The 25,698-nt window shown below is 71.5% G+C and carries 24 protein-coding genes and 4 pseudogenes; 14 read left to right on the plus strand and 14 right to left on the minus strand.

What is annotated here, in order from left to right:
• Window positions 1-20: 20 nt before the first annotated feature.
• Both OO68_RS35520 and OO68_RS35525 read left to right on the plus strand, forming a co-directional pair.
• Window positions 21-374, plus strand: a pseudogene (locus OO68_RS35520) (alpha/beta hydrolase family protein); the annotation flags it as partial.
• A gap of 131 nt (window positions 375-505) precedes the next feature.
• Entirely contained in the window at window positions 506-1,225 is a 720-nt protein-coding gene (locus OO68_RS35525; protein WP_245237292.1) for an N-acyl homoserine lactonase family protein, read from the plus strand.
• Window positions 1,226-1,335: 110 nt separating this feature from the next.
• On the opposite strand, the gene OO68_RS35530 is transcribed toward OO68_RS35525, so the two are convergent.
• Complete coding sequence (locus tag OO68_RS35530) at window positions 1,336-1,890, minus strand: hypothetical protein (protein ID WP_033313466.1); 555 nt, start codon at window positions 1,888-1,890, stop codon at window positions 1,336-1,338.
• Window positions 1,891-1,954: 64 nt separating this feature from the next.
• Between OO68_RS35530 and OO68_RS45815 the strand changes: the two genes are divergently transcribed.
• Both OO68_RS45815 and OO68_RS35535 read left to right on the plus strand, forming a co-directional pair.
• Window positions 1,955-2,113: an Imm7 family immunity protein gene (locus OO68_RS45815; protein ID WP_106974498.1), complete on the plus strand. Its 159-nt coding sequence runs from the start codon at window positions 1,955-1,957 to the stop codon at window positions 2,111-2,113.
• 335 nt (window positions 2,114-2,448) lie between these two features.
• Entirely contained in the window at window positions 2,449-2,940 is a 492-nt protein-coding gene (locus OO68_RS35535; protein ID WP_033313467.1) for a DUF2975 domain-containing protein, read from the plus strand.
• Window positions 2,941-3,148: 208 nt separating this feature from the next.
• Here the strand turns inward: OO68_RS35535 and OO68_RS47015 are convergent, their stop codons facing one another.
• On the minus strand, window positions 3,149-3,658 hold the full coding sequence (locus OO68_RS47015) for a ricin-type beta-trefoil lectin domain protein (RefSeq protein ID WP_033313468.1): 510 nt from the start codon (window positions 3,656-3,658) through the stop codon (window positions 3,149-3,151).
• A 288-nt stretch (window positions 3,659-3,946) separates the two neighbouring features.
• On the opposite strand from OO68_RS47015, the gene OO68_RS35545 reads away from it, so the two are divergent.
• Together OO68_RS35545 and OO68_RS47960 are read left to right on the plus strand one after the other, a co-directional pair.
• Window positions 3,947-5,293 (plus strand): jacalin-like lectin, encoded by a 1,347-nt coding sequence (locus OO68_RS35545; protein ID WP_033313469.1) that lies wholly within the window; start codon window positions 3,947-3,949, stop codon window positions 5,291-5,293.
• Between the two features lie 184 nt (window positions 5,294-5,477).
• Window positions 5,478-5,567: pseudogene (locus tag OO68_RS47960) on the plus strand (nitroreductase); the annotation flags it as partial.
• Between the two features lie 17 nt (window positions 5,568-5,584).
• On the opposite strand, the pseudogene OO68_RS42665 reads toward OO68_RS47960, so the two are convergent.
• Window positions 5,585-5,846: pseudogene (locus OO68_RS42665) on the minus strand (MarR family winged helix-turn-helix transcriptional regulator); the annotation flags it as partial.
• A gap of 293 nt (window positions 5,847-6,139) precedes the next feature.
• Here OO68_RS42665 and OO68_RS35555 point away from each other — a divergent pair.
• A complete protein-coding gene (locus tag OO68_RS35555) occupies window positions 6,140-7,951 on the plus strand; it encodes a S8 family peptidase (protein WP_245237293.1) in 1,812 nt (603 codons plus the stop codon).
• 96 nt (window positions 7,952-8,047) lie between these two features.
• On the opposite strand, the gene OO68_RS35560 is transcribed toward OO68_RS35555, so the two are convergent.
• The 3 genes from OO68_RS35560 to OO68_RS35570 all read right to left on the minus strand — a co-directional run bounded on the left by OO68_RS35560 (window position 8,048) and on the right by OO68_RS35570 (window position 9,998).
• The gene (locus tag OO68_RS35560) at window positions 8,048-8,770 is read right to left on the minus strand and encodes a peptidoglycan recognition protein family protein (RefSeq protein WP_033313470.1); all 723 of its coding nucleotides are present in this window, start codon (window positions 8,768-8,770) and stop codon (window positions 8,048-8,050) included.
• A gap of 132 nt (window positions 8,771-8,902) precedes the next feature.
• The gene (locus tag OO68_RS35565) at window positions 8,903-9,202 is read right to left on the minus strand and encodes a hypothetical protein (RefSeq protein ID WP_033313471.1); all 300 of its coding nucleotides are present in this window, start codon (window positions 9,200-9,202) and stop codon (window positions 8,903-8,905) included.
• Window positions 9,203-9,293: 91 nt separating this feature from the next.
• On the minus strand, window positions 9,294-9,998 hold the full coding sequence (locus tag OO68_RS35570) for a hypothetical protein (RefSeq protein WP_033313498.1): 705 nt from the start codon (window positions 9,996-9,998) through the stop codon (window positions 9,294-9,296).
• Between the two features lie 229 nt (window positions 9,999-10,227).
• On the opposite strand from OO68_RS35570, the gene OO68_RS35575 reads away from it, so the two are divergent.
• Complete coding sequence (locus tag OO68_RS35575) at window positions 10,228-12,144, plus strand: sensor histidine kinase (protein ID WP_245237295.1); 1,917 nt, start codon at window positions 10,228-10,230, stop codon at window positions 12,142-12,144.
• Window positions 12,141-12,812, plus strand: coding sequence for a response regulator (locus OO68_RS35580; protein WP_033313472.1), 672 nt, complete (start codon window positions 12,141-12,143; stop codon window positions 12,810-12,812). The genes OO68_RS35575 and OO68_RS35580 overlap by 4 nt, the downstream gene beginning before the upstream one ends.
• 101 nt (window positions 12,813-12,913) lie before the next feature.
• On the opposite strand, the gene OO68_RS35585 is transcribed toward OO68_RS35580, so the two are convergent.
• From OO68_RS35585 to OO68_RS42670, 3 genes are all read right to left on the minus strand, one after another.
• Window positions 12,914-13,900, minus strand: a complete 987-nt coding sequence (locus tag OO68_RS35585; protein WP_078625654.1) for a BtrH N-terminal domain-containing protein — start codon at window positions 13,898-13,900, stop codon at window positions 12,914-12,916.
• 90 nt (window positions 13,901-13,990) lie between these two features.
• A complete protein-coding gene (locus OO68_RS47965; RefSeq protein WP_245237297.1) occupies window positions 13,991-14,140 on the minus strand; it encodes an L-threonylcarbamoyladenylate synthase in 150 nt (49 codons plus the stop codon).
• Window positions 14,074-14,613: a carbamoyltransferase N-terminal domain-containing protein gene (locus OO68_RS42670; RefSeq protein WP_051814920.1), complete on the minus strand. Its 540-nt coding sequence runs from the start codon at window positions 14,611-14,613 to the stop codon at window positions 14,074-14,076. The genes OO68_RS47965 and OO68_RS42670 overlap by 67 nt, the downstream gene beginning before the upstream one ends.
• A 133-nt stretch (window positions 14,614-14,746) precedes the next feature.
• Here OO68_RS42670 and OO68_RS45825 point away from each other — a divergent pair.
• From OO68_RS45825 to OO68_RS35600, 3 genes and pseudogenes are all read left to right on the plus strand, one after another.
• Window positions 14,747-14,878 (plus strand): annotated as a pseudogene (locus OO68_RS45825) (helix-turn-helix domain-containing protein); the annotation flags it as partial.
• A 95-nt stretch (window positions 14,879-14,973) separates the two neighbouring features.
• On the plus strand, window positions 14,974-15,810 hold the full coding sequence (locus tag OO68_RS35595; protein WP_051814921.1) for a DUF2182 domain-containing protein: 837 nt from the start codon (window positions 14,974-14,976) through the stop codon (window positions 15,808-15,810).
• A gap of 112 nt (window positions 15,811-15,922) precedes the next feature.
• Entirely contained in the window at window positions 15,923-16,579 is a 657-nt protein-coding gene (locus tag OO68_RS35600; RefSeq protein WP_033313474.1) for a DUF1326 domain-containing protein, read from the plus strand.
• Window positions 16,580-16,672: 93 nt separating this feature from the next.
• Here the strand turns inward: OO68_RS35600 and OO68_RS35605 are convergent, their stop codons facing one another.
• Window positions 16,673-17,641: a hypothetical protein gene (locus OO68_RS35605; protein WP_033313475.1), complete on the minus strand. Its 969-nt coding sequence runs from the start codon at window positions 17,639-17,641 to the stop codon at window positions 16,673-16,675.
• 288 nt (window positions 17,642-17,929) lie between these two features.
• On the opposite strand from OO68_RS35605, the gene OO68_RS35610 reads away from it, so the two are divergent.
• Window positions 17,930-19,096 (plus strand): GTP-binding protein, encoded by a 1,167-nt coding sequence (locus OO68_RS35610; protein WP_033313501.1) that lies wholly within the window; start codon window positions 17,930-17,932, stop codon window positions 19,094-19,096.
• A gap of 72 nt (window positions 19,097-19,168) precedes the next feature.
• On the plus strand, window positions 19,169-19,603 hold the full coding sequence (locus OO68_RS35615; protein ID WP_033313476.1) for a Fur family transcriptional regulator: 435 nt from the start codon (window positions 19,169-19,171) through the stop codon (window positions 19,601-19,603).
• Window positions 19,604-19,634: 31 nt separating this feature from the next.
• Here OO68_RS35615 and OO68_RS35620 read toward each other — a convergent pair whose 3' ends face one another.
• From OO68_RS35620 to OO68_RS35635, 4 genes are read right to left on the minus strand one after another with little or no spacing between them, the layout of a single operon-like run.
• On the minus strand, window positions 19,635-21,380 hold the full coding sequence (locus OO68_RS35620; RefSeq protein ID WP_033313477.1) for an ABC transporter ATP-binding protein: 1,746 nt from the start codon (window positions 21,378-21,380) through the stop codon (window positions 19,635-19,637).
• Window positions 21,377-23,116 (minus strand): ABC transporter ATP-binding protein/permease, encoded by a 1,740-nt coding sequence (locus OO68_RS35625; RefSeq protein ID WP_033313478.1) that lies wholly within the window; start codon window positions 23,114-23,116, stop codon window positions 21,377-21,379. The genes OO68_RS35620 and OO68_RS35625 overlap by 4 nt, the downstream gene beginning before the upstream one ends.
• On the minus strand, window positions 23,113-24,264 hold the full coding sequence (locus tag OO68_RS35630) for a nitroreductase family protein (RefSeq protein WP_033313502.1): 1,152 nt from the start codon (window positions 24,262-24,264) through the stop codon (window positions 23,113-23,115). The genes OO68_RS35625 and OO68_RS35630 overlap by 4 nt, the downstream gene beginning before the upstream one ends.
• Before the next feature lie 11 nt (window positions 24,265-24,275).
• The gene (locus OO68_RS35635) at window positions 24,276-25,655 is read right to left on the minus strand and encodes a YcaO-like family protein (RefSeq protein WP_033313479.1); all 1,380 of its coding nucleotides are present in this window, start codon (window positions 25,653-25,655) and stop codon (window positions 24,276-24,278) included.
• Window positions 25,656-25,698 lie beyond the last annotated feature (43 nt).

Consider the following 25,698-nt stretch of genomic DNA (forward strand, 5'->3'; position numbering starts at 1 on the left):
CCCTCCCGAAAGGCACGACCGTGCACTTCACTTCTGAGCAGCGACTCGACGACGGTGTCCTCGAGCGCGAATTCACCCTCGGCGAGATCCCCGGCACCCTGTGGACTCCTGGATCCGCGTCGGCTCCGCTGGTCCTGATGGCCCACAACAACGGCCTGCCCAAGGCGGACCCCCGGTTGGTGGCCAGGGCCCGGTACACCGCGGCGCGCGGCTACGCGGTGGCCACCATCGACGCCGCCGGGTGCGGTGACCGTCCCCGTTCCGCCGCGGACGAGCAGGCCCGTGCCGACCTCCGGCGGGCGATGCAGGCCGGCGAGCCGGTCGACGAGATCTCTGCTCCTCGGTCATCACCCGGACTGGGACTGGCGGCGCCGGCCGAGCACGGACTTGCGGTAGGACTCCTGCCCGTTCGGACGGGGGTTGGGAATGCCCCGGAACGCCCGTGGTCGCTCTGCTGTCGGCAGACCGGACGGTCGACGCACGGGAACTTTGCCAGGATGGCCGCATGGTGAGGAACATGACGGTGCGGCGGCTGGATCTGGGGTATCTCATCCGGCCCGCGTCGGAGGCCGGCGGCCCGCAGCCGCGCGTCGAACCTGTGCTTGCCTATCTGGTGCGACACGACCAAGGGCTGATCGTCTTCGACACCGGCATCGGAAGCGCGGACCCGGAGACCGAAGCCCATTACCGGCCCCGCCGCCGACACCTGCGGGATGCCCTCAAGGCGGCCGGAGTCGCGCTCGACGACATATCACTCGTCGCGAACTGCCACCTTCACTTCGACCACTGCGGCGGGAACCCTCTCCTGGGCGGCAGGCCCGTCCTGGTCCAGGACATCGAGCTGGCCCATGCCCGCAGAGGCGGCTACACCGTCGACGAACTGATCGATTTCCCCAGCGCAGCCTATGAGGAGCTCGCCGGTGAAGCCGAGGTGTGGCCGGGAGTCTGGCTCGTCCCGACGCCAGGGCACACCTCAGGGCATCAATCGCTGGTCCTCCGGCAGCCGGACGGCAGCGTGGTCCTCGCCGGCCAGGCGCACGACTTCGCCTCCCACTTCGCCTCCGACCAGATGGCCCGCGAAGCGGCGCTTCATGGCGTGGAACCGCCGCTTCCCACCTACCGGCCGTGGCTGGAGCGACTCGCCGACTTCGACCCACGACGCGTTCTCTTCGCCCATGACTGCTCGGTCTGGGAACCCTCGCGCACCCCGTTCCAAGGTGGCTGATCTTCGGGCCGACGGCAAGCAGCGGCCTCACCGCATTCCTGGTTCAGCGACTTGCGCGACGAGTTCAGCTGGTCCCATCGTCGCCTCCTCAGCGAACGCCTCCGACCGGATCAGTCGGTGGCTCGTGAAGGACCCAGAGATCGTGCGAAGTCGGCAAGAGCGCGGAAGTCGTCGCTGCGCAGGCCGATCCGGGGATTGACGTGGTGCAGAAGGCCATGCGTGCGGTGGTGGGTGTTCACGTACGCCTGGTCGAGGTCGCTCTGTTCGTCGTCCACCCACGCGAAGGGCCGACCGTCGGCGTACTCCACGAGGGGGGCAGTCTTCCAGTGGACTCCGTCGGGGCGGTCTTGCAACAGGGCTTCACCGAAGTCGACGAAGGGGAGCTCAGGAAGACCGAGCACTGGGGCGATCCACCGATTGGCATCCGCCATCCATGTGGTGGCCCAGCACAGTTCGTAGTCGAGCCGGAGCAGGTCCCGTCCGTGCTCCGGGTTGAGCCAGACCCGGAGGGTCCGCCGGCGGGAGAAAAGTGCTCGGTGTTCCTCCGCGGCGCTGCCCTCCAGGGGCACTCTGAGGGTGGTGTAACCGCCGGGGCGCCTCTCCGGCTGGGCCGCGTATGGGTTGAGGGGCCCGTCCACATCGAGGAACAGTATGGGTCGGCTCATGGAGTGACCGCGAGCCTTGCTGCCGTGGGCACGGTGCCGTACGTCCTCTCACTAGGATCGTGGGATGTATGAGTACCACGGCTGGATCACGGTCAGGGAGACCGCCGTTGACGGCGATGATGCGGCGCTGGTCACCAGCGGCATCTACGGCTGGGACGAGATCCCCGACGTGCTGACCTCCGGTCGAGCCGGCCACAGGCCGGTCTTCGTCCTGGAGAAGTGAGGAGAGCCGGGGAAGCGAGGAAGCCCCGGCCGGACGGGGGAATCACGGCCGGGGCGGTCTGGTGGTGGGCGCGGACGGCGGTCGCCTCTCGGCGAAAGGCTCCACAGGGCTTCAGCCGAACGATCGTCCCTGTGGGCGAATGGTGAGGCCCGGGGACGCTGTCCCATCCGCACCCACGGTTTGTTCAACGGGCAACCAGGTGTCGTTGTTCCGCACTTCCGCGGCATCCGCCGTGATGCGCGCCACTCCCCTGAGCGCGACTCCCTGCCTCACCTCTTTGCTTCACTTATCGAAATTCGATAGATTCCCATCGCAACTCGATGGGAGGATGAGGCATGGGAAAGCTGACACTGTGCGTGCTGCGCGCTGTGCTGGTGGTGCTGCTCGTCGGCACCGTGCTCGTACAGGCACTGATGGTGTGGACGCTGGTCAGCGGGAACGACCCGGAGGACGGGTCGCTCCCGCTGACCCCGCTGCGTGTGATCACGGTCCTGGGCCTGGTGTCGGCGCAGGTCGTGCTGGTCTGCGTCTGGCGGCTGGTGACGATGGTGCGACGCCGAACCGTGTTCTCCCCCGCCGCCTTCCGCTACGTGGACGCCGTGATCGGCGCGATCGTGGCGGCCGCCCTCGTGTGGTTCGCCGTCACGATTCTCAATGCGCCGGGGCAGCGGGCCGATCCGGGTGTCACCGTCATCATGGGCGGCATCGGCCTGGCCATCCTGGGCGTCGCGCTCATCGTGCTCGTGCTGCGGATGCTGCTCGCCCAGGCCGTCGCCCGCGACGTCGAAGCGTCGCAGATGCAGGCCGAATTGAACGAGGTGATCTGACAACGCCTCTCGACGACGGCCGGGTTCGTCAGAAGGGCCTCACGGACTCATCTCGTGGCGGATGAGCGCGGTGTCCGTGAACTGGTTGAAGCGGTGGCCGGGGACGACCAGCTCGGTTCCAGGGCGGCCATCTCGTCCAGCAGGCCGGGTCGCCACCCATGCGACGGGGGCGGGGTGAGCCGAGCGGTTGGCACACCCCGCCCCCGGATCACCGGAGGATCGCCGCATCCCAGATCAGCGGGGCCTCGTCGAAGACCACGGCGACCTTGAACGCGGTGCCGGGGACGAACGCCTTCGGCAGGGTCACCGTGCCCTTCCCGGACCGGTCGAAGGGGACCGGCCCGAGGTCGACGGCTCTCCCGCGCGGCGTCAGCCCGTACGCCCGGCCCGTCGTGGGCGCGGGCCGGTCCGCGCCGTCCGGGTGGGACATGGTGGCGTCCAGCTGCACGGTCCGGCCGACGCGCGGTGCCGTGATCAGCCCCGGCAGGTACCGAGCCCGCGTCAGTTCGGCGCGGGACCGGGCCTGCTGGACCAGGCGCCAGTCCTGCGAGCCGTCGCCGGACGCGTTCTGCAGGGTCAGTGCGGCTCCACGGGACGCTCCCGTCAGATACACGCCGGTGTGCCTGGCCGCCTGGAACCCGTAGAAGCCGTCGGCGGTCCTGATCATGTTCCAGGTGCCCGCAGGGCTGTTGTCGACCTCCCGCTGGATGTCGGGCACCCAGGTCAGAAGGTCAGCCCGGTCGGCGTCTTCATCGCCTTGTCGATGTCGGCCCTGCCGACCGGCTCGGCGGAATTCCGCCGCCGTCACCGCCGCATGCGGACAGGGCCGCGCCGAGCGAGACCGCGCAGCATCGCTTCGCACCGGGTACGGATCAGGGCCTCCCGCGGCCCTGGTCCGGACCCGTCGGTCAAGATTCGGTCTCGCTTGCGCAAGCGAGGGGGCGGCACGCTGTTACCAGCGGTAAGTTCCGGCCTCCCACCCCCCGTTGTCAGGAGTTCCGGTCCCATGCGCCGACTTCTAGCCTCCATCGTGGTGGCGTCAGCCACGATCGGCGGGTTCATCACGAACGCGTCCCCCGCCGCTGCCGCCGACCCCGTGTCCGGATCCTTCAGCGTCCTCGCCTACAACGTCGCGGGCCTGCCGGAGAGCATCTCCTCCGCACCCACTCCGCGCGAACCCGCCACCACGGAGATCGGCCGGCGGATCGCGCCGTACGACGTGGTCAACGTCCAGGAGGACTTCAACTACCACGCCTTCCTCTACGCCGGCGACACCGCGCACGCGTACCGCACCCCCACCAGCGGGGGTGCGGGTATCGGCAGCGGTCTCAACACCCTGTCGAAGCTCCCGTACGACACCGACGACTTCGAGCGGGTGCGGTGGAAGTCCTGCCAGTTCGACTCCGGTGACTGCCTCACGCCCAAGGGGTTCACGTTCCTCCGCCAGCGTCTCGCCGAGGGCGTGTACGTGGACCTCTACAACCTGCACACCAACGCCGGCACGAACACCGGCGACCTGGCCTCGCGGGCGGACAACCTCAACCAGCTGACGGCCTTCATCAAGACCCACTCGGCCGGGAACGCGGTCGTCGTCATGGGCGACACCAACACGCGCTACACGCGCTCCGGGGACACCATCGCCGAGTTCGCCGCCGCGAACGGTCTGACGGACCCCTGGGTCCAGCTCGTCCGCGGCGGCACACCGCCCGCCAAGGGCAGCGATGCCCTGGTCTGCGACCAGACCGGTCCCACCGTGCCCAACACCTGCGAGGTCGTGGACAAGGTCCTGTACCGGGGCAGCAAACTCGTGTCGCTCAAGGCCACCTCCTACAACAACGAGCACTCCAGGTTCCTCACCGATGGCGGGCTCATGCTGTCCGACCACGACCCGATCAAGGTGGACCTCTCCTGGACGCGTGCCGCGGACTTCCAGCTCAGCGAGCAGTTCGGCGGGCCCCACGGCGACCACTACACCGACATCGACGCCGTACCGGCGGGCGCGCGTCCGGTCAGCCTCTCGCTGCGCAGCGGCGCCCGGGTCGACCGCGTCGGCCTGACGCTCGGCAACGGCACCGTCATCGGCCACGGTGGGACCGGCGGCACGGCGTCGTCCCTGAACCTGGGCAGCGGGGAGTACCTCGCATCCGCCCAGTTGTGCCGCGGTGAGAAGGACGGCCGGACGCGGATCTTCTCGGCCCGGTTCTCCACGAATCTCGGCAGGAGCCTGTCCGGCGGCACGACGACGTCCGACTGCGTCACGCGCACCGCGCCGCCGGGGTGGCAGATCGCCGGGTTCCACGGCCGGGCCGGTGCCGAGGTCGACAAGCTGGGCTTCATCTACACGAAGCGCTGACGCGCTCCCCTGCGACCGGTCGCGAGCACCGGCCCGCGGTCCGGCGGCGACGGCCTCTTACGGGCTGTCGCCGCCGGGGGGCCGCATACGGTAGAGGGCCCGGTCGACCGAGAGGACGCGACGTGGACGTGTACGAGGCCGTGGACAGCCGCCGGGCTGTGCGGGCGTTCGTCCTGTTCCGCGTGTCTCGGTGGGGTTCGAGAAAGAAGGCGTGCCACCGCTGCGCACCGGGCGGGCGGACATGACGGAAACAGTGCGCTTCATCGGAGTGTGACCGCTGGGCAGTCAAGACGTGCTCAGGACCTGCTCCTGGGCGATGGCACTCATCGACAGCCCGGGCTCCCCCGCCCGCCCGAGGACGAGCAGCACCTCGAACGTCGGATGCTGATGCCGCACTCCGCCTTCAGAGCCCGCCCAGGATGTACTCCAGCCGGTTCACGGCGCCCTTCAGCCGGCCGAAGGCCGGCACCAGGGCGTCGTTCGCCGCGTCCCCCGGCGTCGAGATCTCCGCCTGCTCACTCGCGGCACCGGCACCCCTCTGCTCTCCGTACACACCGTCCCGATCATGCCGCACTGTCGCCGGGCGTCACCGACGCCCGTACGCAATCGTCGCCACCGGCCTCGGCCGCCTCCTGCGGCGGCACCGGGGAAGCAGCCGGTGCCGCCGCGGGACCTCGGCCCTGTCCGTGATCAATCCGGAGCGGAGTCAACTACTTCTCTGCGCGGGGTGATTGATCCGCCGTCGGCTCTTCCCTTGTCATGCCCTCATCTGAGATCTTGCGTCGACCCATTCAGCCCACGGCCCGGCCGGCGCCACCCCTTGCCCCCGGGCTCTCGGAGGACGCTGTGACAACCCCCCGCATATCCCAGCGCCGTCTCAGACGGCCGCTGCTGTCCGTCGCCGCCGTCGGAGCGGCCCTCGCGCTCGCCACGCCCGCCGGCGCGGCCGACGCGGACACCGGCCTTCCGCCGGGCCCGGCCGCGGCCCGCGCCACCACGCTCGCCCAGAGCGCCGCCGGATGGGCCGCCGGCACCCGTTCCTACCTCGTCATCACCGCGCCCGGTGACACCTCGGCCGCCCGCAACGCCGTGACGGCGAACGGCGGTTCGGTCTTCGCGCACTACGACGCCATCGGTGTGGTGGTCGCGCACTCCACCTCCGCCGGCTTCGCCACCGCGATGCGCTCCGTCGCGGGCGTGCAGAAGGTGGGCGCGACGCGCACCTCGGACGTCCCCGCGGACGCCTACTCCCCCACCCTGCCGGGTGCTCCCGCGCAGTCGTCCACCACGCTCACCGAGACCGCGCGGTGGGACATGACCAGGATCAACGCCGACAAGGCCTGGGCCGTCAGCACCGGCTCGCCGGCCGTCACGGTGGGTGTCCTCGACACCGGAGTGGACGAACGGCACCAGGACCTCGCCCCCAACTTCGACGCGGCGGACTCCGTCTCCTGCGCGTACGGCAAGGCCGACACCCGCACCGGCGCCTGGCGTGACGTCGGCACCCACGGCACGCACGTGGCGGGCACGATCGCCGCCGCGAAGAACGGCAAGGGAGTGGTCGGCGTCGCGCCGGGCGTGAAGATCGCCTCCGTGCGCATCGCCGAGCCGAGCACGAGCATGTTCTTCGCCGAGAACACCATCTGCGGGTTCATGTGGGCCGGTGACCACGGCTTCGACGTCACCAACAACAGCTATTACACGGACCCGTGGATGTTCAACTGCCCCGACGACCCCGACCAGGCGGCCATCATCGAGGGTGTGCGCCGGGCGCAGGAGTACGCGGAGGGCAAGGGCTCGCTCCAGGTCGCCGCGGCGGGCAACTCCAACTACGACCTGGCGAACAAGCGCACGGACTCGGAGAGCCCGAACGACTCCACCCCGGTCAACCGCACGATCACCAACGCCTGCATCGACATCCCGACGGAGCTGCCCGGCGTCGTCACCGTCGCGGCGATGGGCAACGGGAACATCAAGGCGTCCTACTCCAACTTCGGCCGGGACGTCATCGACGTGGCGGCCCCGGGCGGCGACGGAGCCTACGGCGTCTACTCCACGCTTCCCGGCGGCAAGTACGGGAACATGAACGGCACGTCGATGGCGTCACCCCATGTGGCCGGTGTCGCCGCGCTGCTGAAGAGTGCCGACCCGGCCGCCACCCCCGCTGATCTCCGCGCCCGGCTGGGAAGCCAGGCCACGGACACGGCGTGCCCGTCCGACAGCCGCTGCACGGGCACCACGGCGAAGAACGCCTTCTTCGGAGAGGGGCAGGTCGACGCGCTGAAGGCCGTCGGTGGCACCGGGCCGCAGCCCGGCCGGTACTTCGAGAACACCAGCGACGTCACCGTCGCCGACAACGCCACGGTCGAGTCTCCGATCAGCGTGACCGGTGTGACGGGCAACGCCCCGGCCGTGCTGAAGGTCGGCGTGGACGTCAAGCACACCTACCGCGGCGACCTCGTGCTCTCCCTCGTCGCCCCCGACGGTTCGGTGTACTCCCTGGAGGACTTCGCCGACGGCGACAGCGCGGACGACGTGGTCAAGACGTACACCGTCGACGCCTCGTCGGAGACCGCGTCCGGCACGTGGAAACTGCGCGTCCGTGACATCGCCGCCCAGGACACCGGGCGGATCAACGCCTGGAACCTCACCTTCTAGCAGCTGAGTACCGACGGGCGCGTACGCGCCTCGCGGCCGGGCGGCGTGCCCGACCGGCCGCGAGGCCGACATCGACCATCAGTTCGCCCCGGCGGGTCAGCGTCGGCGGTCGGCCGGGACCGGCTCGGTATCCGGCCGGAGAGCGGGCTGTGCATCCGTGAAGCTGTCGTACGCCACCTGTGCCGCGGCGAGGACCTCGTCGTAGATCCGGTCCATGAACGGGCCGGCGCAGACGGTCGATGACCAGTGGTGGTGGTAGAAGAGGTTGCTCCTGGTGGGGCGTTGGCCGATGACCTTCGCGAACAGCCAGCCGGCGAGACGTGCGGCGTTCTTCCAGGTGGCCTGGCCTACCGTCCAGTCGGGCGCGAGCGTTTCGTTCGCCATCTCGATACTGATCGATCTCTGGTTGCCGACCGTGTTGCCGACGGCCCAGGCGTATTCGTTCACCTTGACGTACTGAGCGACGGCGCCGGCGGCGTCCACGTCGAAGTGGGCCGAAGCCGGACGTACCTTCCAGACCTCCAGCACACCCTGGTGCGAAAGCCGGGCGGCGTTGTGGTGCAGTGTGACCGACGTCTTCACGTACGACGTGTGGGTGACGTGGCCCGTCGCGCTGAGCTGGTCGATGAAGTCCGCGACGGGACAGTCGTAAGGAATGGTGGCGGTCGCGTGGGGGCCGGCCCCCGTGTCGTCCTCGGCGGAGCCGACGAAGTCGCTCTCCGGAAGGTCGTCGAGGTTGTCGGTGCCCGGTCCGTCGCCGGTGTCGGGCCTCTCGATGGCCGCCTTCACGTCCTCGTCTTCGACGTTCTTCTCGGGCATGACGCCGTCCTTTCAGTCGCGCAACTGCGCGTAACAGGAGGGCTGCCTGGTCGTGGTGTGGGCGGTGTACTCCGGCCCGTCCAGGGCGTCTGATTCCAGGTTCACCCCGTGTGCAAACCCTGTCAATTTCGGTCAGGGCGTGTCCCCCGCGTAGTGGAAACGGCAGGTCACCCCCGGGCCGGGTGTGCGGGAGATGCCGGGCACCGGCTCGTACAGTGCCCGGCCGCCGGGGAACCGTCCCAGTTCGGTGGGCAGGGCCGCTCCCTCGTCGATCTCCTCCGCCCGCCAGCTCGTGATGTCCAGCAGCAGTCCGTCCAGCGGCCCGCCCACGAGTTCGGCGTACGTCTGCCCGCGGCGCGGGCCCGGGTCGGGATCGTCGTGGTCGTGGCCGTAGACCCGGCCGCGCAGCAACTGCTCGTCATCACGGTCCATCCGTTCAGCCTCGCAGCCACCACTGACAGCGACCCGTTCGGAGGGCCGGGCGGGTGCGGTGCCCGCTGCCCCGCCACGGCCCCCGGCCGCGTCAGCGGACGATCGCGCTGCGCCCCCATGCCAGTCCGCTGAAGGCGACCAGCATCCACGCCGGTCCGACGACGCCCTGGAAGCCGGGCAGGCCGGTGAGGCCCGCGAACAGGACGACCGCCAGGACGGGCAGGATGCTGAACCAGCCGATCCACCGTGAGATGGTGCGTTCCCGCAGCGCCATCCATGCCACCGCTCCGGCGGCGACCACGACGCCGAGCCAGCCGATGAAGCCGCCGAAGTCGTTCAGCATGAAGTAGACGAACAGTCCGTCCTCGCGGAAGGACTGCTCGTCCATACCGCCCGGCAGGTAGATCGCCAGGGCCCCCTTCCACCCATAGCCGTAGGTCAGTCCCGCGGCCGAGGCCGTCAGGCCGCCGCTGACCACGTAGGCGGCGGTGCTGCCCGGTACCCGCGGCTCGACCTGACGCCGCCATGCCGCGGCGAGCACCAGAAGCAGGACGACCGTCAGGAAGCCCGCGACCAGGCCGAGGTGAGCCACCGAACGCTCCACCTCGGCGGTGACCGAGGCGTCGACGGTCTCCCGCCCGTCCGTGCCGGTCCGGACGTCCGCCAGCAAAGTGGCGACACCTCCCAGGGCGCCTGCCCCGACCCCGTACAGGGGCCACTTGCCCCGTGTCTTCCCCTCGCGTTCCGACTGCTCCGCGTCCTGCCCCTTGCGGGCTTCCGGATCGATGGTGGTCATCTGCATCAACTCCCCTGTGAATGCGGTCCGTCTCCGATCCGAAGGTCGTGCGGGACGCGTCCCGCCGCCCAGGGACCCGGGTCCCGGACGACCGGGATCGATTTCGCGGGAACACGTCCGGAAAGAGCCCGCATTACGGGAACATGTGGGTGTGCATCGGGGGGATCGGGCATTACGTCACACTGCGTACGGCATCGCGGGACTGGGGGCGGCGGGCTGCGTCGCGGCGGTGCCGGTGCACGACTGGCTGGCCGAACGCATCGCCGTCACGCCCCTGTACTGGTCCGACCTGGTGCTCGGCACGGTCTGGCCGCTGGTGGGCGCCGTCATCGCCAGGGGCCGCCCGCGCAATCCCGTGTGCTGGCTGATGCTGCTGCCCGCGATGATCGGGCCGTACCACCTGCTGGCCTACTACGCGGGCTACAGCCGCCTCGTCGCCGCGGAGCCCCTGCCCGGGTGGGAGGTGGGGGCCTGGGTCGGCTGCTGGGGCTTCGTCGGCTACTGGTTCGCCACGCCCTTGGTGCCCTTGCTCTTCCCGCACGGCCGCCTGGAGACCGCGCCGCGCCGGGCGTGTGCCCGGACTGTCATCACGGTCGCCGCGGTCGGCACACTGGCCACGATGCTGCGACCCGGCGGCACCGACCCCGTGCGCGGCGTTCCGAATCCCCTCGGGATCGCCGGCTGGGAGTGGCTGCACACGGTGATGTTCGTGTGTGCAGCGACCGCCATGGTCGGCGGCTCATGTGCGGCCGCCGTGTTCCTCGTCCTTCGTACCCGTGCGGCGACCGGTGTCGAGCGGGCCCGACTGCAGTGGCTGATGCTGGGCGGCCTGCTGATGGCCTTCTCCTTCCTCTCCCTGCCGCTGGACGACGCCGAGCAGCCGGCGCTGGTCGGCGACCTCGTCATGCTGTCGGGGCTGCTCGGCCCGCCGGCCAGCGTCGCCGTCGCCATGCTGCGGCACAGGCTGTTCGACGTGGAGTTCGTTCTCGGCCGCGCCATCGTCTTCACCGTCCTCAGCGCCGTCGTGCTGGGGGTGTATGCCGCGGTCGTCGCCGGTGCGGGCCTGATCGCGCCCGGGTCGCTGGCCGGGACGTGTCTGATCGCGTTCACCGCACTGCTCGCGGCCAACGGCCGTGGTGCGGTCCAGGCGGCCGTGGACCGGACGCTGTTCGGGCATCGCCACGATCCGTACGCCGTGGTCGCCCACGTCGGACGCCGTGTCGCTCCGGCCGGCGAGCCGGCGGAAGCCCTGCAGCACCTCGTCGACGCGCTACGGCATGCTTTGCGCCTGCCCTACGCCGCCTTCGAGAGCCCCGCAGTGGCGGCGGCCTCCGGCAGGCCGGCGGCAGGCGCGGGCTGGCGGGTGTTCCCCTGCCGGGCGCTGGGGCGCGAACTCGGTGTGCTCCGCGTGGGGCGCAGAAGCGTCAACGACCCATGGACGGCGAAGGAACAGGCCGCGGTCGAAGAGGTTGCCGACCGCGCCGGAACACTGGCCTACGCCGCCGCCCTCGTCGAGGACATCGCCCGCAGCCGGGCACGCATCCTGTCCGTGCGTGAGGAGGAGCGCCGACGGCTGCGCGCGGACCTCCACGACGGCATCGGCCCCTCCCTGGCCGGCACCGCTCACCAGCTCGACACCCTCGCCCGGCGCATCGACGACCCCGATCTCGCCGGGTGCGTCAGGACCCTCCGGGACCGGCTCCGCACCACCGTCGCGGATCTGCGCACGGTGGTTCAGGGGCTCCGGCCTGCCATCCTCGACCAGCTGGGGCTTCCCGGCGCCCTGCGGGAACTGCTCGCCGGATACGACACGCCGTCCTGCCGCACCAGCATCGACAGCGCCTGCCACAGGCTGCCGGCGGCCGTCGAGGTCGCCGCATACGCCATCGCCGGCGAGGCGGTCGCCAACGCCATCCGGCACAGCGCCGCCAGCCGCCTCGAACTGACCGCCCGTATGGAGGACACCGTCTTGATCCTGTCGATCCGCGACAACGGACGCGGTATCCCGCCCAGGCACCGGGCGGGTGTCGGGCTCCGCAGCATGAGGGAGCGCGCGGCCGAGATCGGAGGCCGTCTGGAGGTCACGAGCGCGCCCGGCAGCGGCACGCTCGTACGGGCCGGCCTCCCGGTAGGTGACCAGCGGTGAGCGTTCCCCTCCCCGTCTCGGTCCTGGTCGTCGATGACCATCCCGTCTTCCGGGCCGGGATGGCCACCGTCCTCGCCGATCTGCCGGACGTCACAGTCGTCGGAGAGGCGTCCGACGGTGCCGAAGCCGTCGCCGCTGCCGGGCGGTTGCGGCCTGCGATCGTGCTCATGGACCTGCGTATGCCGAACGTCAACGGGCTGGAGGCCACCGCCCGGATCACCACGGCCCATCCGGACATCGCGGTCCTCATCCTGACCATGGACGAGGACGACGATTCGGTCTTCGCCGCCCTGCGCGTCGGCGCGCGCGGCTACCTGCTCAAGGAAGCCGACGGCACCGACGTGCACCGGGCCCTGCTCGGTGTCGCCCGCGGCGAAGCGGTCTTCGGCCCCCGGATCGCCCAGCGCGTCCTGTCCCACTTCTCCGTGCCGCCCGCCGGCCGGTCTCCCCTCCCGTTCCCCCACCTCACCGACCGCGAACGAGAGACCCTCGACCTGATCTCCCGCGGCCTGGACAACGCCTCCATCGCCCGCCGCCTGAGCCTCTCCGAGAAGACCATCCGCAACCGGGTCAGCGACGTTCTGGCCAAACTGCACGCCCGCTCACGCACCGAGGCGGCGGTGCTGGCGCGAGACGCGGGCTTGGGAGGCCCCCCGGGCTCCACGTAACTCCGTGAAGGCCCGCGCGCTCGGCCTCATCTTCCCCGAGTCGCCCGCCGGCTGGCACCTCGTGCCCACCGCCCCGACCTTTCTCAGGGCCCGGGCCCCGGTCAGCTCGACAGTTCCAGGAGGCGCTGCATCAGGTGTTGCTCCTTGTCGGCTGTCTCATGCACGATCTTCGACGCGCTGTGGAGCGATTCGCGCGACGACGCATCTCCCGCGTCCTTCAGAAGTCCGGCCACCTCGGTCCACTTCTTCGACACCTCGCGGTAGGCGTCCGAAATCTCCCGGAACTCCCCGGTGCCGGTGATGTCGGCGGTCTCCGCCAGGAATTCCGCCCACATCATGCGGAACAGGCCGCCGCCGGTCCCGGCATCCTCCATGATCGTGCAGATCTCGGGCAGGCTCTCGGCGGGCGAGTCGAGATCGTCGAGCCACTGCGGCATCAGATCGGCGACTTTGTGCATGCCCTTGTACCCGAAGTTGGAGATCGGCGGATTCAAGAAATTCCTTGCCGCTGATCTGATGCCTTTGCGGGCGGCTTCACCCAGGTCAGGAAGGCCACTCTTCGGGACATCGATGGTGAAGGCGCGATTGCGCGAACTCATCGGGCCCCGGGCGCTCCGCGCGGTCGCCAGGGATTCGCCGGATGCCCATTGCAGACCGAGCGGCTGCGTCTCGACCAGGGCGAAACGGTCGTCGTCGTAGCCGACGCAGGCTACATAGTGGGCCGCGAACCGGAAGTCGTCGGTGGAGTAGTCGAGGAAATAGCGGTCGAGCTTGAGACCGACGACGGATCCGGAATCAAGCTCGGCCAGCAAGTGTTCCCTCGCCCGCTTCACCGACGACGTCTCGTGAACGGACAGTCGCAGGTTCAGCGCGTGCGCGAGATTGTCGGACAGCGTGTCGGGCTTGATGCGGCCACCGACGAACGGTGTCGGCATCTGCTTCGTCCGCCAGTAGATGAATGACAAACCACCGGCGAGCCCGAAGATGAGCGACTCCGACAAGTCGATCTCTTGCTGCCGCAACAAGTTCACGAGAGTGGTCGACTCGCAGTGGTTACCGACGTACGGATCTGCCTTCAAAAGCGACACTTTCCTTGCCTCCCTTCCTTCGCGTAGAGCGTAGCGCAACCTCCCGAAGTACGATTGCGGCCGCCCAAATCAGGGAGAATGTCCACTCGTTCAGATTCGCGAAACCAGGAAGTTGCCGAGGAACAGATGATCCATCTCTGTCTTGAGAAAGTTGATCAGACAGGGAATGCCGGTCAGCTCCGTGAACTGCCGCAGCAGTTCGGCGAGCAGCGGATTGCTCTGCTCGGTGACCGTCTGGATCCGCGAGGTGGCGTCGACGTGGCAGGCGCCCTGGATCTTCTCCTGGTACTCGGGTCCAGCTCGCGCCAGACGACCTGGCCGGCGTACTGCTGGAGGGCCGCCCGGATCTCCTGGCCGCCGTAACTCGGGCCCAGGTAGGGCGACGTGCCGATCCTCGGCGGTGTGCCGGCCTGCCCACTGGCGTACAGCGCCGCCCCGATGGCGACGTCGCCGGCGCCGAAGCTGACGTCCATCGCGGTGAAGCGTGAACGCTCCAGCAGTTTGCTGTTGTTGACGCAGTTGAGGACAAGTCCGCCCTCGAAGATCACGCGTGGGAGGTCGCTGCGGGTTTCGAGCGTCCGCAGCTGGCCGGCGGTCACCGTTTCGAGCATGTGCTGTGCCGCACCGGCCACGCGTACCCGGTGGTCGAACTCTTCCCGGCATGCGGCGTCTCCGCCGAAGACGCGGTCGAAGAGTTCGTAGTAGGCGGGCACCGCGTTCGCCGGGTAGGGGCTCCTGTGACGACCATGGTCAGCCGGCCGGCGAGGTTGTCAGGGGCCGCCACGTCCTGACGGGAGAGGCGCAACCAGCCCCGCCTCCTGGACCACGTCCTCGGCGTCGGCGTATCAGACGGCGGCCCGCATCGCCGGCCGCCTCGGCTTCTCCAGTGCGACTCACTTCAGCAAGTACTTCCACCAGCGCACGGGACAAAGCCCGATCGCCTTCCGCGGCACGGTACGCGGACACGCCCCCGAGTGAGACGCCTTTCGTCCTCCGCTCCGGCGCAGGAAACGACGGAGTGGCGGGGCCTCCGGGGGCGTGCTGTCCTGGGGTAGTACGCAGGGAGTGCACCGATGCGGCATCTCCGGAGTTCCGTCCTCGTCTCCGCCCGGTCGCCCGCGCCCACCGGTGCGGGCGGGGGGTTGCTGCCGGCGCGGGAGCTCGCGGCCGCCTGGTCCCTGGTCGTCCTGATCGCCGTGCCCGCCTGGGTGCTCACCGTCGCGCAGGCCCGGGACATGGGGGTCGAACCGGGCACGATGGGCTTGGCGCTGCCGTTGTTCCTGCTGCTCTGGGTCACGATGACGGCGGCCATGATGCTGCCTTCCATGGCACCGGTCGCCCTCACCTGGGTGCGGGGGATCGGGCGTCGGACGTCCGGGTGGAGCCGGGCGGGGCGCACCGTGGAGTTCCTGGGCGGGTACCTGCTGGTGTGGACGGCCTTCGGGCTGCTCGCCTACGCGGCTCTGAACCTCACGGGCGACCTGGTGGGCGATCACCCGGCGGTGGGACGCTGGATCGGCGCGGCCGCTTTCCTGGTGGCGGGCCTCTATCAGCTGGGGCCCCTCAAGAACGTCTGTCTGCGGCACTGCCGCGATCCCATGGGCCAGCTGGTGCGCTACTCCGGGTTCCGGCAGCCGGCCCGCGATCTACGGGTGGGCCTCCACCACGGCGCCTACTGCGTGGGCTGCTGCGCGGGACTGATGCTCGTCCTCGTACCGCTCGGAGTGATGAACGTGGCGGCGATGGCCGGACTGGCGATCGTGATCTTCGTGGAGAAGCTGTGGTCTCGGGGGCCGCTGCTCGCGGGAGTGGTGGGTGTGGTCTTCCTCGTCCTCGCGGTACTGGCGCCGTTCCAGGACTGGCTGCTGCCGGGGCTGCAGGAATCGGCGCATCCGATGGACGGCATGTGAGTGTCCGGAGCAAGCTGGAAGAGAGGCCGCCTCGCGATCCGCGTGCGGGCTCGGGAGGGGCGGTCTCACCATCGCGGAGAAGCTCCCTCGGGCCCGACGGGAGGGTAGCGAGATGACCGAACAGAACGGCACCGGAACCCGCTGGCATCTGGCCGGCGACTGGTTCGACGTGTGCAAATGTGCCATTCCCTGCCCCTGCACGTTCGCGCAGCCGCCGACCTACGGTGACTGCGAAGGCGTGCTGGTCTGGCACATCCGGGAGGGCAACTACGGCGCCGTGCGCCTCAACGGTCTCAACGTCCTGATGCTGGGCGCCTTCGTGGGCAACGTGTGGGCCGGTGAGCACACCGACGCGTATGCGGCGGTCTTCCTCGACGAACGCGCCGACGACCGGCAGCGCGCCGCGCTCGGCACCGTGTTCGGCGGCGAGGCAGGAGGCTGGCCGGCCCAGTTCGGCCAGCTGCTCCGGCCCGAGATGCGCGGCATGGACTTCGCGCCGATCCGCGTGGAGATCGACGAGGACCTGGCCACCTGGAGGGCCGAGATCCCCGGCCGGGTCACGGCCACCGCCGAGGCGCTCACCGGGCCGACGACGCCGGAAGGCGCCCGCGTCCACGTCCACAACGCCCCGGGCGCCGAGGTCGGGCCGGGTCAGGTCGCCACCTGGGGGCGGGCCACCGCCGACCGGGCCGACGCGTTCGGCTTCTCCTGGGAACGCTCGGGGAAGTCGAGCAAGCACTTCCCCTTCGACTGGACCGGACCCGGCTGAGCGCAGAGGCCGGTCGGTGGGGGACCCCGGTCCCCCACCGACGCGTGGGGCCGCACGTCCGGACGCCATGACCGGCCCCCACGCCGTCCCCGGTTACGCCGACTCGGGGTCGCCCATCTCCGAGCCGCCGAAGAAGCCGTTCATGAGCTCGTTCAGGTCGAGCTTCGTGGCACCGGCCGGAACGGTGGGCTTGGCGCCCTCGCGCATCCGCAGGGTCAGGCCCAGCTTCTTGACATCGGAGCTCTCGGCCAGCTTGGCAAGGTCCACGTCGACCTGGGACAGCGCGCCGTTCTTCAGCGTGAAGTCCGCCGTCACCTTGGCGTCGGGAGCCTCCTTCAGGTCCTTGTCCGTCGGCAGGTCCATGCCCGGCGGCAGGTCCTTCACCAGCGGGCGGATCTCGCCGAACAGTTCGGTGACCAGCGTGCGGAAGGGGGCCGTCGCCTTCACGTGCTCGGTGCCGTTCCCGCCGTCCGCCGTCTTGAACTTCACCTCACGGGCGATGACCTCCCGGAGGGCCTTCATGAGCTTCTTCTGCGTCTTGGCGTCGAGGGACGGCGCGGGCGCGGGACCGCCCTTGGCCTTCCGGCTGTCGCCGGTGACCTTCTCCATCTCCTTCGTGTTGATCTTCACCCACTTGCCCTCGAGGACGTCCTTCATCGCCCCGGCCTCCGGGGGCAGGTCGCCGGCGTCCGGCACGGGGCTGCCCGCCATCTCGCCCATCGCGGCCATGTCGGCACGGACGTAGGTGAAGTCGCCGATCACCCGGTACTCGGCGAGGTCGCCGTCCGGAGTGCTGACCTTCAGGGCCGTGCCGACGAGGTCCTTCTCACCGGACTCGTCGAGCGGCCGCTTCGACTGCACGGTCACGGTGATCTTCGCGTCGCTGAGCAACTCGGCGGCCTGCTCCGGGATCTCCTCGCCGGGCTCGGGGTCGGACTTGGCGTCCAGCGCCTCCAGGGACGCGACGTCCGTGTCCAGATCGAGCTCGAAGGAGAGTGTCTTCTTCTTGCCGAGCTTCTCGAAGGCCCGGTCGAGCTTCTGCCCGGCGGAGAGCTGCTCCACCGTTCCGCAGGCGGCCGCGCCCGCGAGGACGGCACCGACGACGGCGGTGGCGATCAGGGTCTTGCGTATGGGGTTGATGATGGTCTCCTCATGGCTCCGATCACAGCGTGATCGATCAGAAGACTCCCCACTCGCCTACAAGGTTGTGCCCTACATCCGGCGATATCCGCGGCCGGGCACTCGGGTACCGCACATGAAAATCGTTGTCGTATGCTGACGTGCGTCCGCGCCGTACGACCCTCCTGACCGAGAGGACCCCCCGTGGCCGAGCCCAAGCCGCTGACGCCCCTGCCCTCGCAACGTCTCCCCGTCACCGTGCTGTCGGGGTTTCTCGGCGCCGGGAAGACGACCCTCCTCAACCACGTCCTCACCAACCGCGAGGGCCTGCGGGTGGCGGTGATCGTCAACGACATGAGCGAGATCAACATCGACGCGGCCCTCGTGCGCGGTGGTGAAGCGGCCCTCTCCCGCACCGAGGAGCGGCTGGTGGAGATGACCAACGGCTGCATCTGCTGCACCCTGCGCGACGACCTGCTGGAGGAGGTCGAACGGCTCGCCGGGGACGGCCGCTTCGACTACCTCCTCATCGAGTCCAGCGGCATCTCCGAGCCGATGCCGGTCGCCGCCACCTTCGCCTTCGCCCGCGACGACGGCGCCACCCTGGAGGACGTCGCCCGGCTGGACACCATGGTCACCGTCGTCGACGCCGCCAACTTCCTCGCCGAGCTGGGCACCGGCGACGACCTGGCCGAACGGGGCCTGGCTCCGTACGAGGACGACGAGCGCACCGTGAGCGACCTGCTGATCGACCAGGTCGAGTTCGCCGACGTCCTCGTCCTCAACAAGCTGGACCTGGTCGGCGAAGCCGACGCGGACCGGGTGCGCGGGGTGCTGGCACGCCTGAATCCGACGGCCCGTCTGATCCCCGCCGTGCACGGCCGGATCGGCGTGCGCGACGTCCTGGAGACCGGGCGGTTCGACCTGGAGCGCGCGCAGCAGGCGCCGGGCTGGGTGCGGGAACTCAACGGCGACCACGTTCCCGAGACCGAGGAGTACGGCATCTCCTCCCTGGTCTTCCGGTCCTCCGTGCCGTTCCACCCCGGGCGGCTGTGGGACTTCGTCACCGGTGACCTGGACAGCGGGGCGCACGGCCACGTGCTGCGCTCCAAGGGCTTCTTCACCCTGGCCGGGCGTGAGGGCGTGACGGGCCTGTGGTCACAAGCCGGATCCGTCGCCCGCTTCGAGCCGTCCGGGGTCCGGGACACCGACGCGCCCCACGCCCAGGAACTGGTGTTCATCGGTGTCGGCCTTCAGGAGCCGAGCCTGCGCACCGCCCTGGCCGGATGCCTGATGGCCGACGGCGAACAGCTTCCCGCCGACGATCCCTTTCCCCTCTGGGACACCGGGGACGTCTGCGATCTCGAACACGAGCACGCGAGTCCGGCGGCCGTCTAGCCGGAGCACGGGGGCTTCCGGGCACCGTGTCGGCGCCCGGACGGCCTTCCTGACGCGATGGGAGGCACACGCATGGACGAGACGACCCCCGGCGCATGGCGTACCACGGCGCAACGCACCGCGGTCCTCACAGCACTTCGGGCCTGCGACGGTTTCATCTCGGCGCAGACGCTGCACGCCGCCCTGGCTGCGGACGGCGTGGCGGTGGGGCTGACCACCGTCTACCGCACGCTGCGGTTACTGGAGACGGCCGGGCACGTCGACGTGGTGCGCGACCGTGACGGTGAGCGGCTGTACCGGCCCAGACCCGACGAGGGCCACCGCCACTACCTGGTCTGCCGGGAGTGCGGGCTCAGCCTCGCCGTCGACGCCGAGGAGGTCGAGCGGTGGGTGGCCAGGACCGCGCGTGACATCGGCTTCCACGCGGTGACCCACACGGTCGAGCTCACGGGCGTGTGCGACGGCTGCCTGTCCGGGCCGGACCTCCGGCCGGATCCTGACCGGTAGCAGATTCCGGAAGTCACGGCCGCACCCGTGCTCAAGACGTGGTGGACAGAACACGGTTGAATGCGCTGCCCGGCCGGCCGGTGAGTTCCTCCCAGGTGCCCTCCTCGACGATGCGGCCCTGCTCCAGGACGGCGATGCGGCCGGCGCGGCGGATGGTGGCCGGACGGTGCGCGATGACGATCGTCGTACGGCTCTCCTCCTCCAGAGCGGTAGCGAGTTGGGCGTCGCCCGCGTTGTCCAGGTGAGCGGTGGACTCGTCGAGTACCAGGACGCGCGGCCGGACCAGCAGCGCGCGGGCCAGAGCGATACGGGCCCGCTGGCCGCCGGAGAGCGTGGCGCCGCGCTCGCCGACGAGGGTGTCCATCGGGGCGATCCGGTCCACGCCGCACCGCCGTGCCGCCTCGGCCAGCGCCCTGTCGTCCGCCTCGGGAGCGGCGAGCCGCAGGTTCTCGGCGAGGGTGCCGTGGAAGAGGGGCGTGTCCTGTCCCACCAGCGTCACCGCACGCCGCAGTTCCGCATCGTTCACCTCCCGCATGTCCACGGGGTCGCCGTCGGCGGGCAGCAGCTGGACCGCGCCGGCTGCCGGGTCCCAGAAGCGGGCCAGCAGGTGGGCGCAGGTCGACTTGCCGGCACCCGAGGCACCGACCAGGGCGAGTGTCTGCCCGGGCGGGACGGTCAGTTCGACGCCGTCCAGCACGGGTGTGCCGCCGTAGTCGAAGCTCACGCCGTGCAGCCGGACGCCCAGCGGCCCGGGCGGCAGGGGGCGCGGCGCGGCGGGCGGCGGGGCCAAAGCGGGGGCCTTGACGGCGGCGTCGACGCGGGAGGCGGCGGCGCGCAGTGCCACGGCCTGGCTCAGGGCGCGGGCCGATTCAGCGACGGGACCGAGGACGGACAGGGCCAGCGCCATCGCCGCCGGAGCCCAAGCGCCGTGCAGCCGGCCGGAGGTCACGGAGTGCGCGGCCGCGGCCACCACGCCTAGTACCGCGGCCACGATGAGCAGGTCGCGGACCGCGGCGGCGACGGCCTCCCAGGTGGCCTCGGAGCGCTGGGCGGCACCCACCTGCCGGCCCCGCTCCGCCAGCTTGCGGCGGCGTTGCGCCAGGGCGCCGAAGGCGAGCAGTTCGCGCAGCCCGTCGACGGTCTCCACCGTGTCGGCCGACAGGTGCGCCACGGCCGTCCGGGTGCGCCCGCCGCGCACCGCGCGTGCACGCGCGTCGGCGAAGGGCGCAGCCGCGAGCAGGGCCGCCACCGGCAGCACGGCCGCAAGCAGCCAGGGCTCCACCGTGGCGAGAACGAGAGTTCCGCCGGTGAAGACCGTACCGGCCGCCAGCAGTTGGGCGGTGGTGTGGGCGTAGAAGAACTCCAGGGCCTCCACGTCGGCCATGGCGGTGGCGGCGAGGTCGCCGCTGCGCCGTCCCGCCACCCGGGCGGGCGCGCTGCGGGCCAGCCCGTCGAAGACGCGTACCCGCAGCGCTGCCAGCACCCGGTAGGCGAGGTCGTGCGAGAGGTCCATCTCCCGCCAGGTCATCAGGGCGCGCAGGGCGACGAGGGCGACGAGCGCGGTGACGGTGCCGGGCGAGGGTGCCCGCCCGTCGATGACGGCGGTTCCCACGGTGTGGGCGGCCAGGGTCAGCAGCGCGACGAGGGAGCCCTGTTCGAGGAGGGCGGCGGCGCAGGTGCGGGCTGTCATGGCCCGGTGCTCCGCCAGGGCGGGCAGCAGGGCGCGCAGCGCTCCTCGGGCGGGTGCGTCCGCGTCGGTGGCGGCGACGGTGCTCATGCGGCGAGTTCTCCTCGGTGGGCGCGGCCGGCCTCGACGAGCCGGGTGTAGACGCCGCCGGCCTCGACCAGAGCGGCGTGTTCGCCGACGGCGTCCACCCGTCCCGAGTCGAGGACGACGATGCGGTCGGCGTGCCGGACGGCCGCGAGCCGGTGGGCGACCACCAGGACCGTCCGGCCGCTCGCGGCGGACGCCAGCTCCCGGACGATGTCCGCCTCCCGGCGCTCGTCGACCGAGCTGGTGGCCTCGTCGAGGACGAGCACCGGGGCGTCGGCCAGCAGGGCCCGCGCGAGCGCGAGGCGCTGCCGCTGGCCGCCGGAGAGGGTGGCGCCCCGTTCGCCGAGGAGGGTGGCGTAGCCGTCGGGAAGGGCGGTGATCTCGTCGTGGATCCCGGCGGCGCGCGCCGCCGCGGTCAGGTCGTCGTCCGTGGCGCCGGGCCGGGCCAGGCGCAGGTTGTCGGCGATGGTGGCGTGGAAGAGGTACGTCTCCTGCGAGACGACGGCGATGCCCTGCCTCAGCGAGTCGAGCGCGTACTCCGTCGTGGCGCGTCCGTCGAGGGTGATCCGGCCCTCCTGCGGGTCGTGGTGGCGCAAGAGCAGGGCGAGGAGGGTGGATTTGCCGGCGCCGGAGGGGCCGACGATCGCGGTCGTCCGGCCCGCCTGCGCGGTGAACGAGACGCCGTCCAGGGCCGGGGCCGGTGCGCCGCCGTAGGTGAAGCGGACGTCGTGGAAGCGCAGTTCGGGCGGAGTCCGCAGGTGTGCGGAGGCCGTTCCGGTGTCCTGGACCGCGGGTTCGGCCGTGCGCAGGGCCGCGAGGCCGTCGGCGGCCGACGCCCCGAGGTATCCGGCGTGCCATTCGCGGGCGAGGTCGCGGACCGGGCGGAAACACTCCGAGGCCAGCAGCAGCACCAGATACGTGCCGGCCGCCGTGGTGGATCCGGTGACGGCCGACCAGCACGCCAGGAGGGCCGCGGCGACGGTGCCGCCCTGGATGGCGAGGTCGGTGATGCCGGTGTCGACCAGGGACACGCGCAGTTTGGCGACGGTTGCGCCGTGCAGCGCCGCGGACCGCTCCTCAAGGCGGGCGCGCGTGCGTCCGACCGCGCCCGCCGCGCGCAGGGCGGGCATGCCCTGGAGGGCTTCCAGGTAGTCCGCGCCCAGTCCTTCGTACGTGTCCCAGTGCTCTTTGCCCCGGGCTGCGAGGAGCCGGTCCCAGGCGCGTGGTCCGGCCAGGGCGAGGAGCAGGGCGGGGACGAGGCCGAGGAGGGCCCGGGGCTCGGTGGCGGCCAGGGCGGCGAGGACCAGGGGCGGCACCGTGAGGGTGACCAGGAGCTGGGGCAGGTAGCGGGAGACGTAGGCGTCGACGCCCTCCACCCCGTCGACGAGGGTGGTGCGGACGGCTCCGGCCCGGGCCGTGGTCAGGTGTGCGGGCCCCAACCGGCCCAGGTGTGCCAGGAGTTCGTCCCGCAGCGCTACCCGGACCCGGGCCCCGGCACGGGTGGCGGTACGCCGCTGCCCCACGGTGAGACCGGCACGGGCGCCGACGACGGCGAGCACAGCGGCCAGCAGCCACGGGAGCCGGCCGGTGTCTCCGTGTGCCAGGCCAGCGAGAGCGAGGGCCAGCAGGGCGGCCTGCGCCAGGTGGGTGAGGGTGACGGCACCCTGCAGGAGGGTGGCCGCGAGCAGGGGGCGCCGTGCGGGACGGGTGGCGCGGCGTAGCTCGGGGTGGACGATCACGTGGTGTTCTCCTCGTCGGCGTGGCGGGTGCCGAGGGCCAGCGCGTGGACGACCCAGTCCCGGCCCGGGGCGGCGCCGAGCGCGGCGCCGAGGTCCGCCTGTTGCCAGGACCCGACGGGCCGGGCGGCCAGCCCGTGGCGGCAGGCGGTGACATGGGCCAGGTGGACGGCGAAGCCGGCCCGCAGGTGAGCGCGGCGGATGTGCTCGGCGTCGGCGTCGGCGGGGCAGCCGACGGCGAGCAGGACGGCGCCCGCGTCCGCGATCCACGACTGGCCCGCGGCCCAGGCGGCCAGCGTCGGGCGGGCCTCTCCCGCCGCGTAGCGCCGCAGGGCCGCGCCGTCGGCGGCCCGCTCCACCAGCCCGGGCCGCGGCGGGCCTACGGCGGCACACCAGCGCAGGTCACCGGCGCCCGCCCGCGCGGCGGTGGTGAGGACCGCCAGCAGTGCCTCCGGGGAGGGAGCGCCGGGCAACGGCGGTGGGGCGCTGCGGCGCGCCAGCAGTTCCGCGGGCGCCGGCCGGACCTCCGGCGGCCCCGGGACGCGCGCGCCGTCGGACGGGTGCACCGGGCCCCGCCGGCCGGGCGGCGGGATGTGCACGGCGGCCAGTGGGCTCTCGGCACGTCCGTCCAGCCGTACGTCGGGCTCGCTCACGCCGAGCGCGCGGGCGGCCAGGTACAGCGCGGCGGCGGCGTGCCCGGTGTCGAGGAGCAGCAGGGGCCGGGCCCGGTGGCCGTAGTGGGAGACCGTGCGCCGAGCGGTCACGGAGAGCCGGGCCGTCACGCCCGGCGGTGTGCCGTCGGGTTGCCGGCCGAGGCGGTGCACGCGGTGGCGCAGCGGGTCGTAGCCGTAGCGTCCGGGCGGCAGGGAGCAGCCGGCGCCGACGGTCAGTTCGGTGTCCACCGGGTGCAGGGCACCGGCGGACGGAGCGGGCCGCAGCCGGCCGGAGCCGTCCGAGGCCGCCAGGGAGAGGCGCAGCAGCGCCTGCACGTCGAGATTCTCCGGCCCGGCCTCCGGGAAGGCGGTCGGCGGGCCCGGCCAGGCCCGGACGGCTCCCCCGGCGGGTGTGCCGGGGCCGGGGTGTTCCCGGGTGCGGGCGCGGGCGAGGGCGGCGACGAGGTCCGGCGGGCGGTCCTCGCGGGCGTGTTCCACGGGGACGGCCCTCACATGTGCGGCGGAGGCGCCAGGGTGAAGTCCTGCGGCGCGCTCGGCGGGTCGGTGCGCCATCCGCGCGCGACGGCGGCCTCGGACAGACGCGGGCAGCCGAAGTAGCCGAAGGCCGCGGGGGCGTTGGGCAGGAGTCCGGAGACGAGGACTCTGGCGACGCGCAGGGTGGTCTCGGCGACGTCCTCGGTGGTGAGGTCGAAGGTCATGACCCGGTGACCGCCCGCACGCAGCGCGTTCTCCAGCCGCTCCCGGCTGCCGGGTTCGACCGCGTCGACGGACACGGTGCCGAGGGCCGGTTCGGTGAACCGCCCGGCCTCGGCGGCCATCCGCTCGTCCAGCCACACCTGCACGTGCGCGCCCAGGTCCCGGACGTGCTCGAACTGCTCGCCGCACGCGTCGAGATAGCGGCCGTCGGCCCGGTGTTCCAGGTACAGCCCGCGGGCGAGCAGCCCCGCCTCGACAGCCTGGAAGACCCAGCCGTCGGGCCCGGTCAGGCCCTGGGTGAAGACCCAGGTGTGGACGGCTTCGAGGACGGCCTTGCGGGCGGCTTCGGCCGGGTCGTACTTGCAGGCGAATCCGGCCGCGTACAGGCCGAGGCGCGGGTCGTGGACGAGGGCGGCCATGCAGGGGGCGAATTCCGAGCGCATCTCGACGATGTGGACGTCGAGCGCGGACCCGGCGAGGTCGTCGGCGAGGCCGGGCACGCTCGCGGGGTCGATGCCCCGGGCCGGGCCGTCCAGGTGCCACCACAGTTCCAGGGCGTCCCGTTCGACGATCTCCAGCAGGCCGCGTTCCACGGCGTCGTCGAGGCCCTGGCCGGTGGCGATCCCGGCGTAGTTGAGGTGGTGGGTGCGGGGCAGCCGGCGCAGGTCGCCCTGGCGCCAGTTGAGGTGGGTGAGCGAGACGGGTGCCCAGACCTCGGCGGCGGTCCCGTCGGCGAGCGTTTCCGTTCCGCGCGTCCACAGGGCCGGGGTGTCGGCGGTGAGGGGGCGGTAGGGGAATTCGTCCCGGGCGTACTGCCAGGGCGCGTAGGCGGGCAGGTCCCCGGGGCCGTACAGGCGCAGGCCCTTCTCGGCCAGTTCGGCGGCGGTGGCACGCAGGGGGACGTCGGGGTGGCCGGGCGGCGGCACGCGGTTGCCGCAGTACCGCTCTATGCCCTCGGCTATCGCGGCGGTGCGGGCCTGCTCGGGGTCGCCGAAGGTGGTGCCGAGGGAGACCCGGTCGGCCGGCCACAGTCCGAGTCTGCGGGCGTCGGATATCTCGGCCGTGAGGGCGGTGTAGCGGGGAGGGGTGCCCGGGGGGTGCTCGACGGGTTTGACCTTGCGGACGATGCCGCAGACGGGGTCGACGAGTGCTTCCAGCGGCAGCTCCGTCATCGCAGGATCTCCTCGGCGGGGTCGGTGGGGGTGGGACGGGAGG

It is taken from the genome of Streptomyces iakyrus (assembly GCF_000717055.1).
GTDB classification, from domain to species: Bacteria; Actinomycetota; Actinomycetes; order Streptomycetales; family Streptomycetaceae; genus Streptomyces; species Streptomyces iakyrus.

Excerpts from the sequence above, each read along its gene's own strand:
- OO68_RS35525 (WP_245237292.1), top strand. The coding sequence starts at position 506 with ATGGTGAGGAACATGACGGTGCGGCGGCTGGATCTGGGGTATCTCATC.
- OO68_RS35530 (WP_033313466.1), bottom strand. The coding sequence starts at position 1,890 with ATGAGCCGACCCATACTGTTCCTCGATGTGGACGGGCCCCTCAACCCA.
- OO68_RS45815 (WP_106974498.1), top strand. The coding sequence starts at position 1,955 with ATGTATGAGTACCACGGCTGGATCACGGTCAGGGAGACCGCCGTTGAC.
- OO68_RS35535 (WP_033313467.1), top strand. The coding sequence starts at position 2,449 with ATGGGAAAGCTGACACTGTGCGTGCTGCGCGCTGTGCTGGTGGTGCTG.
- OO68_RS35545 (WP_033313469.1), top strand. The coding sequence starts at position 3,947 with ATGCGCCGACTTCTAGCCTCCATCGTGGTGGCGTCAGCCACGATCGGC.
- OO68_RS35560 (WP_033313470.1), bottom strand. The coding sequence starts at position 8,770 with ATGCCCGAGAAGAACGTCGAAGACGAGGACGTGAAGGCGGCCATCGAG.
- OO68_RS35565 (WP_033313471.1), bottom strand. The coding sequence starts at position 9,202 with ATGGACCGTGATGACGAGCAGTTGCTGCGCGGCCGGGTCTACGGCCAC.
- OO68_RS35570 (WP_033313498.1), bottom strand. The coding sequence starts at position 9,998 with ATGACCACCATCGATCCGGAAGCCCGCAAGGGGCAGGACGCGGAGCAG.
- OO68_RS35595 (WP_051814921.1), top strand. The coding sequence starts at position 14,974 with ATGCGGCATCTCCGGAGTTCCGTCCTCGTCTCCGCCCGGTCGCCCGCG.
- OO68_RS35600 (WP_033313474.1), top strand. The coding sequence starts at position 15,923 with ATGACCGAACAGAACGGCACCGGAACCCGCTGGCATCTGGCCGGCGAC.
- OO68_RS35615 (WP_033313476.1), top strand. The coding sequence starts at position 19,169 with ATGGACGAGACGACCCCCGGCGCATGGCGTACCACGGCGCAACGCACC.
- OO68_RS35620 (WP_033313477.1), bottom strand. The coding sequence starts at position 21,380 with ATGAGCACCGTCGCCGCCACCGACGCGGACGCACCCGCCCGAGGAGCG.
- OO68_RS35635 (WP_033313479.1), bottom strand. The coding sequence starts at position 25,655 with ATGACGGAGCTGCCGCTGGAAGCACTCGTCGACCCCGTCTGCGGCATC.